Raw genomic sequence first — 14,684 nt, 5'->3', positions numbered from 1 at the left:
CGCATGCCGGCCCGGTCCCCGCGGCACAGGGGAATACTCAAGGAACGAACGATGCGCTTGCTGATTGCCCTGTTACTCCCGTGGCTGACCTTTTTCACGATCGGCCGTCCGATTGCCGGCATCATTTGCCTGATCCTGCAAATCACCCTGATCGGCTGGCTGCCAGCGACGATCTGGGCCGTATATGCGCTGAGCCAGTACAAGACGGACCAGAAGATCGCCGAGGCCATGCGCCGGCGCTAAGCTAAGACTGGCCTAAGCTGCGTTTCCTATCTTGATTCAACCGACATGAGGAGAGTGAGATGGCACCAGACAGACGCGGTACCTTGACCCTGGCGGCGGCAATGCTGGCCGCCGGGCTGTTAGTAGGAAGTGCGGCGCAGGCCCAAGACGACAGCGCACTGCCGCCCGTGCAGAAGAGCGGGGCGGTGGAGTACCTGAGCGGCGGCATTGGCCTCGACGAGTCGACGGCCATCAAGAGCGCCAGCCGGCATTGGCCCTTGAGTCTCGTGTTTTCCGTGCAGGCGGCGGGCAAGGCGGAATTTGCCTCTGACGTGAAGTTGGAAATACGCGACGCCAAGGGCGCGCTGGCGCTGGAAACGACGGCCAGCGGACCGTTCCTGCTGGCGAAACTGGCACCGGGCAGCTACACCCTGCACGCCACCCTGGCCGGTAAGACACTGGAACGCAAGGTGCAAATCAAGGCTGGCAGTTCCGCGCGGGTGGAGCTGATCTGGCCGGCGGGAACGAATCAAGGCAAATCCTGATGCCTGGCGACGGCAAGACGCCTGAACAGGGCTTGTCGGCGCGGGGCTTGTCGGCACATATCCTGCCCACGTCGGCGACGATGGTTGGCGTATGCATGACGGTGCTGTCGATTGGGCACCTGGCGCCGCGCGGCGAGGTGCGCGTGGCCATCGACAAGCTGCTCGCTGTCGACGCCATCGTTTTTCTCGTCAGCGCCGTGCTCTCGTTCATGTCGCTGCGCCCCGGCCAGCCGCGCTTGCGTTACGAATGGTGGGGCGAGCTGCTGTTCATCTGCGGCCTGGCCCTGCTGGCGCTGGGCGCCGTGGTACTGGCCTTCGTCATCAATTGAACCCGATCAGCTGACCGCGAGCACGCGCCCTTCGGCGGCGCTTTGCAGCGCCAGTTCGATCAGGCGTATCGTCGCTGCCGCATCTTCGGCCGCCACGGGCGCCGCTGCGCCATGGCGGATGGCGTCGGCCATGCCCTGGTAAAAGTCCTGGTAGCGGCCCGCCTGCATCTCCAGGTGCTCACAATGCCCGTCCGGCTGCGTGCCCAGATGCAGCGCGCCGCGCACGGGGTCCATGCCCCAGCCTGGCTGGCCCGGCCTGCCGCCCGCCTTCAGGGCGTCTTCCTGTGGGTCGAGGCCAAACTTCACGAAACTGCCTTTATCGCCATGCACGGCGAAGCGCGCCGTTGGCGCTTGCACCAGGCAGCCCGCTTGCAGCACCACGCGCAGCCGGTCATAGTACAAAACGATGTGCATGTAGTCGACGGCTTGCGCGCCATCGCGCTGCAGGGCGATATCGGCGTACAGCTTTTCCGGCTGGCCGAACAGCTGCATGGCCTGGTCCAGCATGTGCGGACCCAGGTCGTACAGCAAGCCGCCACCGGGTGCGCCGGACTCGCGCCAGCGCTGGCGGATCTCGGGGCGGAAACGGTCGAAGTGCGATTCGACGCTGGCGATGCGGCCCAAGGTGCCTTGCGCCAGCAGCGTTTTGAGGGTCAGGAAGTCGCCATCCCAACGGCGGTTGTGGTACACGCTGAGCACCAGCTTGCGTTCTTTCGCCAGCGCGATCAGGCTCTGCGCCTCGGCACTGGAAATGGTGAATGGCTTGTCGACCACCACGTGCTTGCCAGCCTGCAGGGCCGCTTGCGCCAGGCTGAAATGCGCTTCGTTGGGTGCGGCGATGACGACCAGTTCGATGGACGGATCGGCAAACAGCTGCGCGGGTTCCGCATATACGGTCGCGTGCGGCCAATCCTTGTGCACGAGCTCCGGCTTGCTCGAAGCGACGGCCGTCAGTTCCAGGGCATCGATGGTGGACAGGACGGGAGCGTGGAAGGTGGAGCCGGCAAAGCCGTAGCCGACGAGGCCGGTTTTGATCTTGTTCATGGCGTGTTCACAGGTGCGTGGAAGAATCCATGATCATACCCGCAAGCGGGCGGCGGCAGCGCTGCTGCGATGTTGCCGCGCTGCCGTCGCCCGTACATTACTTCAGACGCCAGACGTATTGCGCCTTCACGCTGGCGCTGACAGGCTTGCCGCCAGCGAGGGCCGGCTTGAACGTGCACTTGGCAATGCCGCTGCGCGCCGCCTCATCGAGGGCCGGATGGCCGCTGCTTTTGACGACGCTCGAAGCTGTTACCTTGCCGGCGGCATCGACGTCGAAGGACATGGTGACCTTGCCCTCTTCCTTCGCCTGCAAGGATGCGGCTGGGTAGACGGGTTTGCCGCAGACGCCAAAGTCGATGACGGGGCGGCGCTCCAGCACGGGCGCGCTGTCGGCGGCGACGGCCTGGCCGTAGATGCCGAGGCAGGCGCCGGCCAGGGCCAGCAGCGGCACTGCCGCCTTCCAGTTCAGGGTGTTTGGTGCGGGGCGCAGCAATCGTTTGATACGTGACATAAGATCTCCTCCGTTGGCCGCCTGGGCCAGGTGGTGGGTTGAGAACTGGAGGCGTTCCAGTTCCGAAAGTGCAAGAGCCAGACGCCGCGGTTCGCCCAGTTGTCTTGCTGCGAAATCATCTGCAATATGTTCGCGTTCGAGGCGCACGCCGCGTGAAATCCACCAGACGGCAGGGTGGAAAAACAGCAGCGCTTCGATGGCGTTTTGCAGCAGGTTGATCAGATAATCGTGGCGCCGGATATGCGCCAGTTCGTGCGCCAGCAGCGCGTCGAGCAGGTGCGGCGGCATGCCGGTCAACAGCGAGGCGGGCACCAGCACCATGGGGCGCCAGATGCCGGCCGTGAGCGGGCTGGCGATGCCGTCGAGCACGCGCAGCCGCACTGGCCGCGTCACGCCCGCATCGTGCGCCATGTGCGACAGTCTGGTCTGCAGTTGTCCATGCGTGGCGCCCGTGTTCCTGGCGCTGCGCTCTATCCACAGCATGCCCAGCGCCATGCGCACGGCCAGCACGGCGGCGCACAAAGCCCACACGCCGACGACGGCGCGCAGCAGCAGGTCCAGGTCGGGCAGGCTGTCGGGTGCCAGCAGGGCGGCGGGCAGCAAGGCGCTGGAGAACGGAGCGCCCGTGGCGTCGCCACCGGCCAGGCGCAGATACAAGCCCGCCGCCGGCCATGCCAGGCAGGCCAGCAGGGCGCCGCAACCGACGGCGTAGCGCGCCTCCGGACGCGCATTGCGCAGGGCCGCCCACGCCAGCGCCGTAGCGCAGCCGATCAGCAAGCCTTGCCACAGGAAGTGCAGCAGGGTCCAGCCCAGCGCTGGCACGAAGCCGCTCATGACTGATCGTCCTTGAGCATTTTTTCGATCTCTTCGCGTTCGGCGCGCGACACGCCCGTGCGCAGCGCCGCCAGCACCAGCGCCTTGGCCGAACCGGCAAAGGCCTTCTGCATCAATTCCTTGAGCAGGTTCGTCTGCAGGCTGTCCTGCGCCTGCGCCGGCGCATACACGTGCGAGCGCTGGCTTTCGTCGCGGATCAGCAAGCCCTTGCCGTGCATGATCTGCATCAGGCGCAGCACGGTGCCATACGTGATGGCCGGCTTGGCCAGCGACATCGCCTCGTGCACCTGCTTGGCCGTGGCGGCGCCCAGCGGCCACAGCGCCTGCAGCAGATCGAGTTCGGCCACCGTCGGTTTCGGGATGTCGTGCGTCTTGGCCATGCGGTTTTCCTCTTGCCTGAAATTCAATAGGGCTAGATTAAACCTTGTAGACAAAAATGTATACTTTAATTTTTGATGGTCTGCAAACGCCCTTTAGGGAAGAGAAAAAGTGTAGACAAGGCTGTTTATAAACGATGCCTGCAGGCGAAAAAAAAGACGCCGCAGCGTCTTTTTTTTGGGGAGAGGGGAGTTAGCCCGCCAGCTTGGCCTTCAGCAGTTCCGTCAGCTGGGCCGGGTTGGCCTTGCCCTTGGACGCTTTCATGGCCTGGCCGATCAGCGCATTGATGGCCGCTTCCTTGCCGGCGCGGTACTGCTCCACCGACTTGGCGTTCGCCGCCAGCACTTCATCGACGATGGCTTCGAGGGCGCCAGTATCCGAAATCTGTTTCAGGCCCTTGGCGTCGATGATGGTGTCGACGAGGTTTTCGTCAGTCGATTTCGCTTCCCACATGCCGGCGAAGACTTCTTTCGCCGCCTTGTTCGAGATCGTGCCGTCGGCGATGCGCTTGAGCATGGCGGCCAGTTGCGCGGCGGAGACGGGCGCGTCGTCCAAGTCCACGCCTTCGCGGTTCAGGGTCGACGACACGTCGCCCATCAGCCAGTTGGCGGCGGCCTTGGCGTTTTCCTTGCCGGCCTTGTCGACCACGGCGACGAAATAGGTGGCCATGGCTTTCGACTGCGTCAGCACCAGCGCATCGTAGTCCGGCAGCGCGTATTCACTGATGAAACGGGCGCGCATGGCGGCCGGCAGCTCCGGCATCGACGCCTTGACGGTAGCGATCCATTCTGGCGAGATGACCAGCGGCGGCAGGTCAGGGTCCGGGAAATAGCGGTAATCCTGTGCGTCTTCCTTGCTGCGCATTTCACGCGTTTCCTTGCGGTCCGGATCGTACAGGCGCGTCGCCTGCACGACCTTGCCGCCGTCTTCGATCAGTTCGATCTGGCGGCGCACTTCCACGTGCACGGCTTCCTCGATGAAGCGGAAGGAGTTCAGGTTCTTGATTTCGCAGCGGGTGCCGAATTCCTTCTGGCCGACAGGGCGCACGGAGACGTTGACGTCGCAGCGGAACGAGCCTTCCTGCATGTTGCCGTCGCAAACGCCCAGCCACATGACCAGCGAGTGCAGGGCCTTGGCGTAGGCCACGGCTTCGGCGGCGCTGCGGATTTCCGGTTCCGAGACGATTTCCAGCAGCGGCGTGCCGGCGCGGTTCAAGTCGATGCCGCTCATGCCTGCATAGTCTTCATGCAGCGATTTGCCGGCGTCTTCTTCCAGATGGGCGCGCGTCAGGTTGACCGTCTTGGTGACGAATTCGCCATCCTTTTCGTAGCCGAAGGTCAGGGCGCCGCCGATGACGACGGGGTCTTCGAACTGGCTGATCTGATAGCCCTTCGGTGAATCAGGGTAAAAATAGTTCTTGCGCGCGAAGACCGAGTGCGGTGCGACGGTGGCGCCCACGGCCAGGCCGAAGCGGATCGCGCGGTCGACGGCCTGCTTGTTCATCACCGGCAGCACGCCTGGCAGCGCCAGGTCGACAGGGCTCGCTTGCGTGTTGGCGTCTGCGCCGTACTTGATCGGCGAACCGCTGAAAATTTTGGATTCGGTCGTGAGCTGCACGTGGTTCTCAAGACCGATGACGACTTCCCATTGCATAGTGTTCTCGCTTATTTTCTGGTGGCGCCGCCTGGGCGGCGCGTCTGTTCTTATTAAATACCGGCAGGGCTGCGCGTATGCCAGTCCGTCACTTGCTGGAACTGGTGGGCGACGTTCAGCAGCTTGGCTTCGCCAAAATAATTGCCGATGATTTGCAGGCCGACGGGGCGCTTGCTGTTTTTCTCGCCTTCGCCGAAGCCGCAAGGTATCGACATGCCGGGCAGGCCGGCCAGGCTGGTCGACAGCGTATAGATGTCGGCCAGGTAGTTCGCCACCGGGTCGTCCGTCTTGTCGCCCAGGTCCCAGGCGACGGTCGGCGCGACCGGACCCATGATGACGTCGCAGACGGCGTTCGGGCCATTCAGGACGGCGTCGAAATCCTGCGCGATCAGGCGGCGGATCTTTTGCGCCTTCAGGTAGTAGGCGTCGTAGTAGCCGTGGCACAGCACATAGGTGCCGACCATGATGCGGCGCTGCACTTCCGGGCCGAAGCCCTGGGCGCGCGACTTCTTGTACATGTCCTGCAAGTCCTTGTATTCGGCAGCGCGGTGGCCATAGCGCACGCCGTCGTAGCGCGACAGGTTCGACGACGCTTCGGCCGGGGCGATCATGTAGTAGGCGGGAATCGACAGGGCCGTGTTCGGCAGCGAGATGTCGACCAGGGTGGCGCCCAGCTTTTCATATTGCGCCAGCGCGCCGCGCACGGCAGCTTCCACGTCCTTGGCCAAACCTTCGCCGAAGTATTCGCGCGGCACGCCGATGCGCAAGCCCGTGAGGGGCTGGCCCAGCTCGCGCGAAAAATCTTCCGCCACGCCGCCTTGTTCCGGCGACAGGCTGGTCGAGTCGCGCTCGTCGAAGCCGGCCATGGCACTCAAGAGCAGGGCGCAGTCTTCGGCCGAGCGGGCCATCGGGCCGCCCTGGTCCAGCGACGAGGCAAAGGCGATCATGCCGAAGCGCGAGACGCGGCCATACGTGGGCTTGATGCCGGTGATGCCGCAAAAAGCGGCAGGCTGGCGGATCGAGCCGCCCGTGTCGGTGCCGGTGGCCGCCGGCGTCAGGCCGGCAGCCACGGCAGCGGCCGAGCCGCCCGACGAGCCGCCCGGCACGGCGTGCTTGTCCCACGGATTCTGTACGGCGCCGAAGGCCGAGTTCTCATTGCCGGAACCCATGGCGAATTCATCGCAATTGACCTTGCCCAAGGTGACCATGCCGGCCGCCTGGAATTTTTCCACCACGGTGGCGTCAAACGGGCTGGCGTAGTTGGCCAGCATTTTCGAGCCGGCCGTCGTGCGCCAGCCTTTGGTGACGAACAGGTCCTTGTGCGCGATCGGCACGCCCGTCAACGGCGTGGCCGTGCCGGCGGCGATGCGTGCATCCGCTTCGGCAGCTTGCGCCAGGGTCAGGGCACGGTCGACGTGCAAGAAGGCGTTCGAGGTGTCCGCTTCGATGCGGTCGAGGAAATGCGTCGCCAGCGCAACGGCGGAAATTTCCTTGTTCTGCAAAAGCGTGGACAGCTGTTTGATGGATTTTGTATGCATGGCGTTTCTATTTTGATATTCGACGGGAAGGCAACAGCATGGAGCGGCGCAGTTACTCGATCACTTTTGGCACCAAGTACAGGCCATCCTGTACCTTCGGCGCCACGGCCTGGTAGGCGTCGCGGCGGTTCGTTTCGGTAGCCAGATCCTCGCGCAGGCGCAGGGCGATATTGTCCATGTGGGCGGCCAGCGGGTGGCTCAGGGGCGCCACGCCATCGGTATTGACGGCTTGCATTTGTTCTGCCAGTGCAAAAATCTTGTTCAATTGGGCCAAAGACGTGACGGCCTGGTCGTCGGCCATTTCGAGTTGGGCCAGGTGGGCGATGCGTTTTACGTCGGAGAGTGTCAGGGACATGGCGAATGGCGCGGAGTGCCGCGCATTAGTATTAAGTTGGCGTTTTGATAAAACGCGGGTATTTACTGCTATTTTGCTCACAAAAATCGAGGAATGCCGCGTAACTCGCGGCTGCAAGAGTCGCACTTTTCCATGGTTTTTGAGCAAATCGCATTCAAATTATAAGGTAGAATGGCGGGTTAATGCGTTGCCGGCGCTGATGGACCGCTGCCGCAGCATAGAAAAGATTGCGCAAGCGCCAAGCGAAACCCGAAAAAATCGCCTCCACGGATTTTCAGGGTGCCTGAAAGCGCCCGCTTTGAAACTCCCCATAAACAGCTTTTGCGCAGCTCGATGCGCTACAGGACACTCATGTTTGGTTTTTTACGCAGGTATATCTCCACCGATCTGGCCATTGACTTGGGCACGGCCAACACCCTTATTTATGTACGCGGCCTCGGTATCGTCCTGGACGAACCATCCGTTGTCGCCATCCGCCAGGAAGGCGGTCCGAATGGCAAGAAGACCATTCAGGCAGTCGGCAAGGAAGCCAAGCAGATGCTGGGCAAAGTGCCGGGCAATATCGAAGCGATTCGTCCGATGAAAGATGGCGTGATCGCCGACTTCACCGTGACCGAGCAAATGCTCAAGCAATTCATCCGCATGGTGCACGACTCGAAATTCTTCCGTCCATCGCCGCGCATCATCATTTGCGTGCCTTGCGGTTCGACCCAGGTCGAACGCCGCGCGATCCGCGAATCTGCCCTGGGCGCCGGCGCCTCGCAGGTGTACCTGATCGAGGAACCGATGGCAGCTGCCATCGGCGCGGGCTTGCCCGTATCCGAAGCGACCGGCTCGATGGTGGTCGACATCGGCGGCGGCACGACCGAAGTGGGCATCATCTCGCTGGGCGGCATGGTCTACAAGGGTTCCGTGCGCGTCGGCGGCGACAAATTCGATGAAGCCATCGTCAACTACATCCGCCGCAACTACGGCATGCTGATCGGCGAACAGACGGCCGAAGCCATCAAGAAAGCCATCGGTTCGGCTTTCCCTGGTTCGGAAGTGAAGGAAATGGAAGTCAAGGGCCGCAACCTGTCCGAAGGCATCCCGCGCTCGTTCACCATCTCCAGCAACGAGATACTCGAAGCGCTGACCGACCCGCTGAACAATATCGTCTCGGCCGTGAAAAACGCGCTGGAACAGACGCCGCCGGAACTGGGCGCCGACATCGCCGAAAAAGGCATGATGCTGACGGGCGGCGGCGCACTGCTGCGAGACCTGGACCGCCTGCTGATGGAGGAAACCGGCCTGCCGGTGCTGGTGGCCGAGGACCCGCTCACCTGCGTGGTGCGCGGTTCCGGGATGGCACTGGAACGTATGGACAAGCTCGGCTCGATCTTCTCCTACGAATAATCTGACAGAAGGGCCGGAAACCATTCCGGCCTTTTTTTGGTTTTGGCGCCGGCGTTTGACCGGGGCCTGCACGTTGGCGCACTGCGCCTGGCCTGATTATTGGAAGTCATGGAATACAGTCCTCCGCCACTTTTCAAACAAGGCGCCTCCGCCCGCGTCAAGATGATGGTGTTCGCCGGCATTTCTATCGCCCTGCTGCTGGTCGATTCGCGCATGCACGCGCTGACTGCCGTGCGCCAGGCCGTCGGCACCGTGCTGTATCCGGTGCAGATGGCTGCCCTGGTGCCGCGCGACGTGGCGCTTGGCGTCGGCAATTACTTTTCTTCGCTGTCCGCCCTGGAAAAACAGGTGCGCGACCTGAAGCATGAACAGATCGCCTCGGCGCAGATCCTGCAGCAGGCGCAGCTCAACATCGTTGAAAATAACCACCTGCGCAAGCTGATGGAAGCGCGCGAGCGCGTGCCCGTCAAGACCTTGATGGCCGAAGTGCTGTACGACACGCGCGATTCGGCCACGCGCAAGATCGTGCTCGATCGCGGTATCCAGCATGGCGTGGAGCTGGGCCGCCCCGTGATCGACAACCTGGGTGTGGTGGGACAGGTCACGCGCGTGTTCCCGTTCACCTCCGAAGTGACCTTGCTGACGGATGAAGAGCAGGCCATTCCCGTGCAGCTGCTGCGCAATGGCGTGCGCAGCGTGGCCATCGGCCGCGGCAAGTCCGGCACCATGGAGCTGCGCTTCACGGCCCCCAGCGCCGACATCCAGATCGGCGACATCGTCATTACCTCGGGCCTCGACGGCCTGTATCCGGCCGGCCTGGCCGTGGCGCGCGTGACCCTGGTCGAGCGCAATGCGCATGGCCCGTTCGGCCGCGTCGTGTGCCAGCCGCTGGCCGGCATTGAACGCAATACCCAACTGCTCATCCTCATGACGTCGCCCGAGATTCCCCCGCGCCCGCCCGCTGAAGATATCAAGACGGGCCGCAAGATCGCCGGCAAGATGGCGCCGATCAAGGACCCTGCCAAGGAGCCTGCCGCTGCGACGCCACCGGCCGCCAATACGGCCACGCCACCGGCCGCGAAACCGCCTGCCAGCCCCGCGCCGAAACCGGCGACGCCTGTAACAACGCCAGCACCTGCCGCCGTGCCACCGAAGGAAGCGACACGATGAACCGCCCGCATTACATCTTGCTACCGGTCAGCCCCCTGTTCATCGGTTTTTCCCTGCTGTGCGCTTTTCTGCTGAACTTGCTGCCGTGGGGGCAGTTCGTCGGCGTGCCCGACTTCGTCGCGCTGGTGCTGGTCTTCTGGGGCATCCACCAGCCGCGCAAGGTCGGCATCGGCGTGGCGTTCTTCATGGGCCTGATGATGGACGTGCACGATTCGACCCTGCTGGGCGAGAATGCGCTGGCCTACACCTTGCTGTCGTATTTCGCCATCATGATGCACCGCCGCGTGCTGTGGTTCCCCATCATGACGCAGGCGCTGCACGTGCTGCCGCTGCTGTTGCTGACGCAGGCGCTGCAATTGCTGACGCGCTTGATCGTCTCGGGCCGCTTCCCTGGCTGGCTCAATTTCATCGAGAGCTTCGTCGCCGTCGCCCTGTGGCCCATCGTCACGTGGATTCTGCTGGCACCGCAGCGCCGCGCCGTTGACCGCGACCATAACCGGCCGATCTGACGAGCGCCTGCCATGACTGAACTCAAGAACACCGAGCGCGAACTGCATTTTTTCCGCATGCGCCTGACCATCCTGGGCGCGCTCGTCTTCGTCTGCTTTTCGCTGCTGCTGGCGCGCTTCATCTGGCTGCAGGTGATCAAGCACGAGGACTACGCGACCAAGGCCGAGGACAACCGCATCGCCGTGGTGCCCATCGTGCCCACGCGCGGCCTGATACTCGACCGCAACGGCGTGGTCCTGGCGCGCAATTACTCGGCCTACACCCTGGAAATCACGCCGTCGAAACTGAGCGCCAGCCTCGATTCCGTGATCGACGAGCTGTCGACCCTGGTGCAGATCGATATCAAGGACCGCCGCCGCTTCAAGAAGCTGCTGGAAGAATCGAAGAACTTCGTCAGCGTGCCGCTGCGCACACGATTGACGGACGAGGAAGTGGCGCGTTTCACGGCGCAGCGTTTCCGCTTCCCCGGCGTCGAGGTGCAGGCGCGCCTGTTCCGCCAATATCCGATGGGCGAAGTGGCGTCGCACGTGGTGGGCTTCATCGGCCGCATCAACCGCAATGAAGCCAAGGCGCTGGAAGAGGGCGAGGACGCGGCCAACTACAATGGCACCGACCATATCGGCAAGGAAGGCCTGGAAAAAAGCTACGAAAAGCAGCTGCACGGCACCACCGGCTACGAAGAAGTGGAAGTGTCGGCCGGCGGGCGCGCCATGCGCACCCTGTCGCGCACTGCGGCGACCCCTGGCAATAACCTGATCCTGTCGATCGACATCGAGCTGCAAAAAGTGGTCGAGGAAGCGTTTGGCGAATGGCGCGGCGCGGCCGTGGCCATCGACCCGGCCACGGGCGACATCCTGGCCTACGTCTCCAAGCCCGGCTACGACCCGAATCTGTTCGTCGACGGCATCGACCAGCAAAGCTGGAACGAACTCAATACCTCGCTGGACCGGCCGATGGTCAACCGTCCCCTGTCCGGCACCTACGCGCCCGGCTCGACCTTCAAGCCCTTCATGGCGCTGGCCGCACTGGAATTGGGCAAGCGCACGCCGAGCCAGTCGATTTCCGATCCCGGTTTCTTCATCCTCGGCGGCCATACCTTCCGCGACGACAAAGTGGGCGGCCATGGCACGGTGGACATGCACAAGTCCATCGTCGTCTCGTGCAACACCTATTACTATCAGCTGGGCCGCGACATGGGCATCGACGCCATTCACGACTTCATGAAGCCGTTCGGTTTCGGCCAGTTGACGGGCATCGACCTGAATAACGAAAAGACGGGCGTGCTGCCGTCGACGGAATGGAAGCGCAACCGCTTCAAGACGCCGCAGCAGAAAAAATGGGTGGGCGGCGACACGATTTCGGTGAGTAACGGCTCCGGCTACAATTCCTACACGCCGCTGCAGATCGCCCACGCGACGGCCAACCTGGCCAATAACGGTGTGGTGATGAAACCGCACCTGGTGAAAATCATCGAAGACGCGGCCACGCGCGCGCGGACATTGACCGTGCCGAAGGAAAGCTATCGCATCGCGCTCAAGCAGGAAAACATCGACACCATCAAGCGCGCCATGGTGGGCGTGACCAGCGAGCAGGGCGGCACGGCCGCGCGCATCTTCACCGGCGTGCAGTACACGGTGGGCGGCAAGACGGGGACGGCGCAGGTGGTGGGCATCAAGAAAAACGAGAAGTACAATGCCAAGCTGCTGGCCGAGCGCCTGCGCGACAACGCCTTGTTTACTGCCTTCGCGCCGGCCGACAAGCCGCGCATCGCGATCGCCATCGTGGTGGAAAACGCGGGCTTCGGCGCCGGCGTGGCCGCCCCGATCGCGCGCAAGGCGCTCGACTACTACCTGCTGGGCAAGCGCCCGAGCGACAAGGAAAAGGACACCACCAAGGTGCCCAAGGAAGATGTCGACGAAGTGCGCACCCTGGAAGAAATCACTGACGAGCAGGCCGCCCCGGCGACTCCTGCCAGGCAATAAGGAAGCACATGCCCATTAACGAGAGGCGCTCGCTGTGGCGGCGCGCCAAACCCTATCTGGCGGTGTTCGACCCGCCCTTGATGATCATCATCCTGATGCTGCTGTGTACCAGCCTGCTGACCCTGTATTCGGCCAGCATCGGCATTCCCGGCAAGATCGAGGACCATCTGCGCAACATCCTGCTGTGCTTTTTCGTCATGTGGGTGGCGGCCAACATCACGCCGCAGATGATGATGCGCATCGCGGTGCCCGCGTACACGGTATCGGTGATCTTGCTGGTGGCCGTGGCGCTGTTCGGCACCATCAAGCTCGGTGCCCGGCGCTGGCTGCATATCGGCGTGATCGACATTCAGCCGTCCGAATTCCTGAAGATCGCCACGCCGCTGATGCTGGCCTGGTTCTTCCAGCATAATGCGGGCGCGCTGCGCTGGAAATCGTTCCTGATGGCGGCCGTGCTGCTGCTGGTGCCCGTCTACCTGATCGCGCGCCAGCCCGACCTGGGCACGGCGCTGCTGGTGGTGGCGGCCGGCTTTACCGTCATCTTCCTGGCCGGCCTGTCGTGGAAAGTGCTGGCCGGCTTGCTGATCACCTTTGTTTCCTGCCTGCCGATCGCCTGGTCGCACCTGCATGATTACCAGCGCGACCGCGTGATGATGCTGATCGACCCGACCAAGGACCCGCTGGGCAAGGGCTTCCATATCATCCAGTCCATCATCGCCATCGGTTCCGGCGGCATGACGGGCAAGGGCTGGACGCACGGCACGCAGGCCCACCTGGAATTCGTTCCGGAGCGCACGACCGATTTTATTTTTGCCGTATATTCCGAGGAATTCGGCCTGGTCGGTAACTTGATCCTGATGCTGATGTATTTGCTGCTGGTGGGACGGGGGATGATGATCGCCGCCAACGCCCCCAGTTTTTTCACTCGCCTGCTGGCAGGAGCGATAACTATGATTTTCTTTACGTACGCCTTTGTAAACATGGGCATGGTCAGCGGCATCGTGCCGGTGGTCGGCGTCCCCCTCCCATTCCTCAGCTATGGCGGCACCGCGCTGCTGACCCTGGGCGTGGCCACCGGTATCCTGATGAGCATTCAGCGCCACCGCAAGCTGGTGCAGACCTGATGCGGGCGCCTTTCGACACCTTCGCCATGCGCGGGCTGAGCCTGGCGGTCTTGCTGACCCTGGCCGCTTGCGGCACGACGCCGCAAAAGCCCGCATCGAACAACGTGCCGCTGCCGTCCGGCGGCAAGGTCAAGGTGCCCGTGCGCCAGGACCCCACCTTGCCGGCATTGCCGGCGGCCGGCTCCGGGCGCGGCGGCTACTACAAGGATGACGGCCCGGGCGACAATCCGCCGGCCAACCTGCGCGACGTGCCCGACGCGGAAGTGCGCAACGAGCCGTATTCGACGCGCTCGAACCGCCCGTATGTCGTATTCGGCAAGACGTACACGCCGATCACCGACAACGAACCGTTCAAGCAGAAGGGCACGGGCACCTGGTATGGCAAGAAATTCCATGGCCAGCGCACTTCGTCGGGCGAAATCTACGATATGTACAAGATGACGGCGGCCCATCCGACCTTGCCGATTCCGTCGTATGCGCGCGTGACGAGCATCGACAGCGGCGAGCAGGTGATCGTGCGTATCAACGACCGCGGCCCGTTCCACGCCACGCGCGTCATCGACGTGTCCTACACGGCGGCGCTGAAACTGGGATTCCTCGGCAAGGGCAGCCACCAGGTGGTCGTCGAACGCCTGCTGCCGGCAGATATCGACGCCATCCTGGCGGCCCGCGCGGCGCCGAAGCCGGTGCCGTCGGTGGTGGCCAGGTCGATCGATACGCCGGCCGACAGCGAACCGGAAATGCGCGCCGTGGTGCAGCCTGAAATCACCGCGCTGTCAGCGGTCGATGCCACCGTGGCCGCGCCCGCGCCAGCGGCGCTGGCCGCCGGCTTCTACCTGCAGCTGGGTGCCTATTCGCGTGCGGATAATGCGGAAGCGGGCCGCGCGCAACTGGCGCCGTATGCGCAAACGCTGGGCAATCTCGATGTAGTGCCGGCCGGCCCCTTGTTCCGCCTGTACGGCGGACCGTTCACGAGCCGCGCCGATGCGGCGCGCGCGGCGGCCAGCCTGCCGGCGTCGGCGGGTGTCAAACCGATCGTCATCGAAAGATAAGCGTAGGTCGGATTAGGCGCAAAGCGCCGTAATCCGGCACGA

General features: G+C 63.4%; 15 protein-coding genes. 9 read left to right on the top strand and 6 right to left on the bottom strand.

The window, feature by feature from the left end:
- Positions 1–51: 51 nt before the first annotated feature.
- The 3 genes from ASN89_RS18290 to ASN89_RS18280 are packed head-to-tail and all read left to right on the top strand — an operon-like array spanning position 52 to position 1,096.
- Positions 52–243, top strand: a complete 192-nt coding sequence (locus tag ASN89_RS18290) for a YqaE/Pmp3 family membrane protein (protein WP_034749384.1) — start codon at positions 52–54, stop codon at positions 241–243.
- A 59-nt stretch (positions 244–302) separates the two neighbouring features.
- The gene (locus ASN89_RS18285; RefSeq protein WP_152988609.1) at positions 303–767 is read left to right on the top strand and encodes a carboxypeptidase regulatory-like domain-containing protein; all 465 of its coding nucleotides are present in this window, start codon (positions 303–305) and stop codon (positions 765–767) included.
- Positions 767–1,096: a hypothetical protein gene (locus tag ASN89_RS18280; protein ID WP_058050263.1), complete on the top strand. Its 330-nt coding sequence runs from the start codon at positions 767–769 to the stop codon at positions 1,094–1,096. The genes ASN89_RS18285 and ASN89_RS18280 overlap by 1 nt, the downstream gene beginning before the upstream one ends.
- Before the next feature lie 6 nt (positions 1,097–1,102).
- Here ASN89_RS18280 and ASN89_RS18275 read toward each other — a convergent pair whose 3' ends face one another.
- From ASN89_RS18275 to gatC, 6 genes are all read right to left on the bottom strand, one after another.
- Complete coding sequence (locus ASN89_RS18275) at positions 1,103–2,140, bottom strand: oxidoreductase (RefSeq protein ID WP_058050262.1); 1,038 nt, start codon at positions 2,138–2,140, stop codon at positions 1,103–1,105.
- A 97-nt stretch (positions 2,141–2,237) separates the two neighbouring features.
- Positions 2,238–3,485, bottom strand: coding sequence for a M56 family metallopeptidase (locus tag ASN89_RS18270; protein WP_058050261.1), 1,248 nt, complete (start codon positions 3,483–3,485; stop codon positions 2,238–2,240).
- The gene (locus tag ASN89_RS18265; RefSeq protein ID WP_058050260.1) at positions 3,482–3,865 is read right to left on the bottom strand and encodes a BlaI/MecI/CopY family transcriptional regulator; all 384 of its coding nucleotides are present in this window, start codon (positions 3,863–3,865) and stop codon (positions 3,482–3,484) included. Before ASN89_RS18265 ends, ASN89_RS18270 begins: the two co-directional genes overlap by 4 nt.
- A gap of 190 nt (positions 3,866–4,055) precedes the next feature.
- Entirely contained in the window at positions 4,056–5,531 is a 1,476-nt protein-coding gene (gene gatB / locus ASN89_RS18260) for an Asp-tRNA(Asn)/Glu-tRNA(Gln) amidotransferase subunit GatB (protein ID WP_260687384.1), read from the bottom strand.
- Positions 5,532–5,569: 38 nt separating this feature from the next.
- A complete protein-coding gene (gene gatA / locus ASN89_RS18255; RefSeq protein ID WP_058050259.1) occupies positions 5,570–7,054 on the bottom strand; it encodes an Asp-tRNA(Asn)/Glu-tRNA(Gln) amidotransferase subunit GatA in 1,485 nt (494 codons plus the stop codon).
- Positions 7,055–7,106: 52 nt separating this feature from the next.
- Positions 7,107–7,409: an Asp-tRNA(Asn)/Glu-tRNA(Gln) amidotransferase subunit GatC gene (gene gatC, locus ASN89_RS18250; protein ID WP_046683487.1), complete on the bottom strand. Its 303-nt coding sequence runs from the start codon at positions 7,407–7,409 to the stop codon at positions 7,107–7,109.
- A 351-nt stretch (positions 7,410–7,760) separates the two neighbouring features.
- On the opposite strand from gatC, the gene ASN89_RS18245 reads away from it, so the two are divergent.
- The 6 genes from ASN89_RS18245 to ASN89_RS18220 all read left to right on the top strand — a co-directional run bounded on the left by ASN89_RS18245 (position 7,761) and on the right by ASN89_RS18220 (position 14,642).
- Positions 7,761–8,804 (top strand): rod shape-determining protein, encoded by a 1,044-nt coding sequence (locus tag ASN89_RS18245; protein ID WP_010393186.1) that lies wholly within the window; start codon positions 7,761–7,763, stop codon positions 8,802–8,804.
- A 108-nt stretch (positions 8,805–8,912) separates the two neighbouring features.
- Entirely contained in the window at positions 8,913–9,974 is a 1,062-nt protein-coding gene (mreC, locus tag ASN89_RS18240; RefSeq protein WP_058050258.1) for a rod shape-determining protein MreC, read from the top strand.
- Positions 9,971–10,483, top strand: a complete 513-nt coding sequence (gene mreD, locus ASN89_RS18235; protein WP_034749354.1) for a rod shape-determining protein MreD — start codon at positions 9,971–9,973, stop codon at positions 10,481–10,483. The genes mreC and mreD overlap by 4 nt, the downstream gene beginning before the upstream one ends.
- Positions 10,484–10,495: 12 nt before the next feature.
- Entirely contained in the window at positions 10,496–12,466 is a 1,971-nt protein-coding gene (gene mrdA, locus ASN89_RS18230) for a penicillin-binding protein 2 (protein WP_046683485.1), read from the top strand.
- Between the two features lie 8 nt (positions 12,467–12,474).
- Complete coding sequence (gene rodA / locus ASN89_RS18225) at positions 12,475–13,590, top strand: rod shape-determining protein RodA (RefSeq protein ID WP_046683484.1); 1,116 nt, start codon at positions 12,475–12,477, stop codon at positions 13,588–13,590.
- Positions 13,590–14,642 carry a septal ring lytic transglycosylase RlpA family protein gene (locus ASN89_RS18220; RefSeq protein WP_058050257.1) on the top strand — a complete coding sequence of 351 codons (1,053 nt, stop codon included), beginning with the start codon at positions 13,590–13,592 and terminating at the stop codon, positions 14,640–14,642. Before rodA ends, ASN89_RS18220 begins: the two co-directional genes overlap by 1 nt.
- The last annotated feature ends 42 nt before the right edge of the window (positions 14,643–14,684 follow it).

The sequence above is a fragment of the Janthinobacterium sp. Ant5-2-1 genome (assembly GCF_001445815.1).
Classification (GTDB): domain Bacteria; phylum Pseudomonadota; class Gammaproteobacteria; order Burkholderiales; family Burkholderiaceae_D; genus Janthinobacterium; species Janthinobacterium lividum_E.
This window is presented reverse-complemented; position numbering and strand designations above follow the sequence as displayed.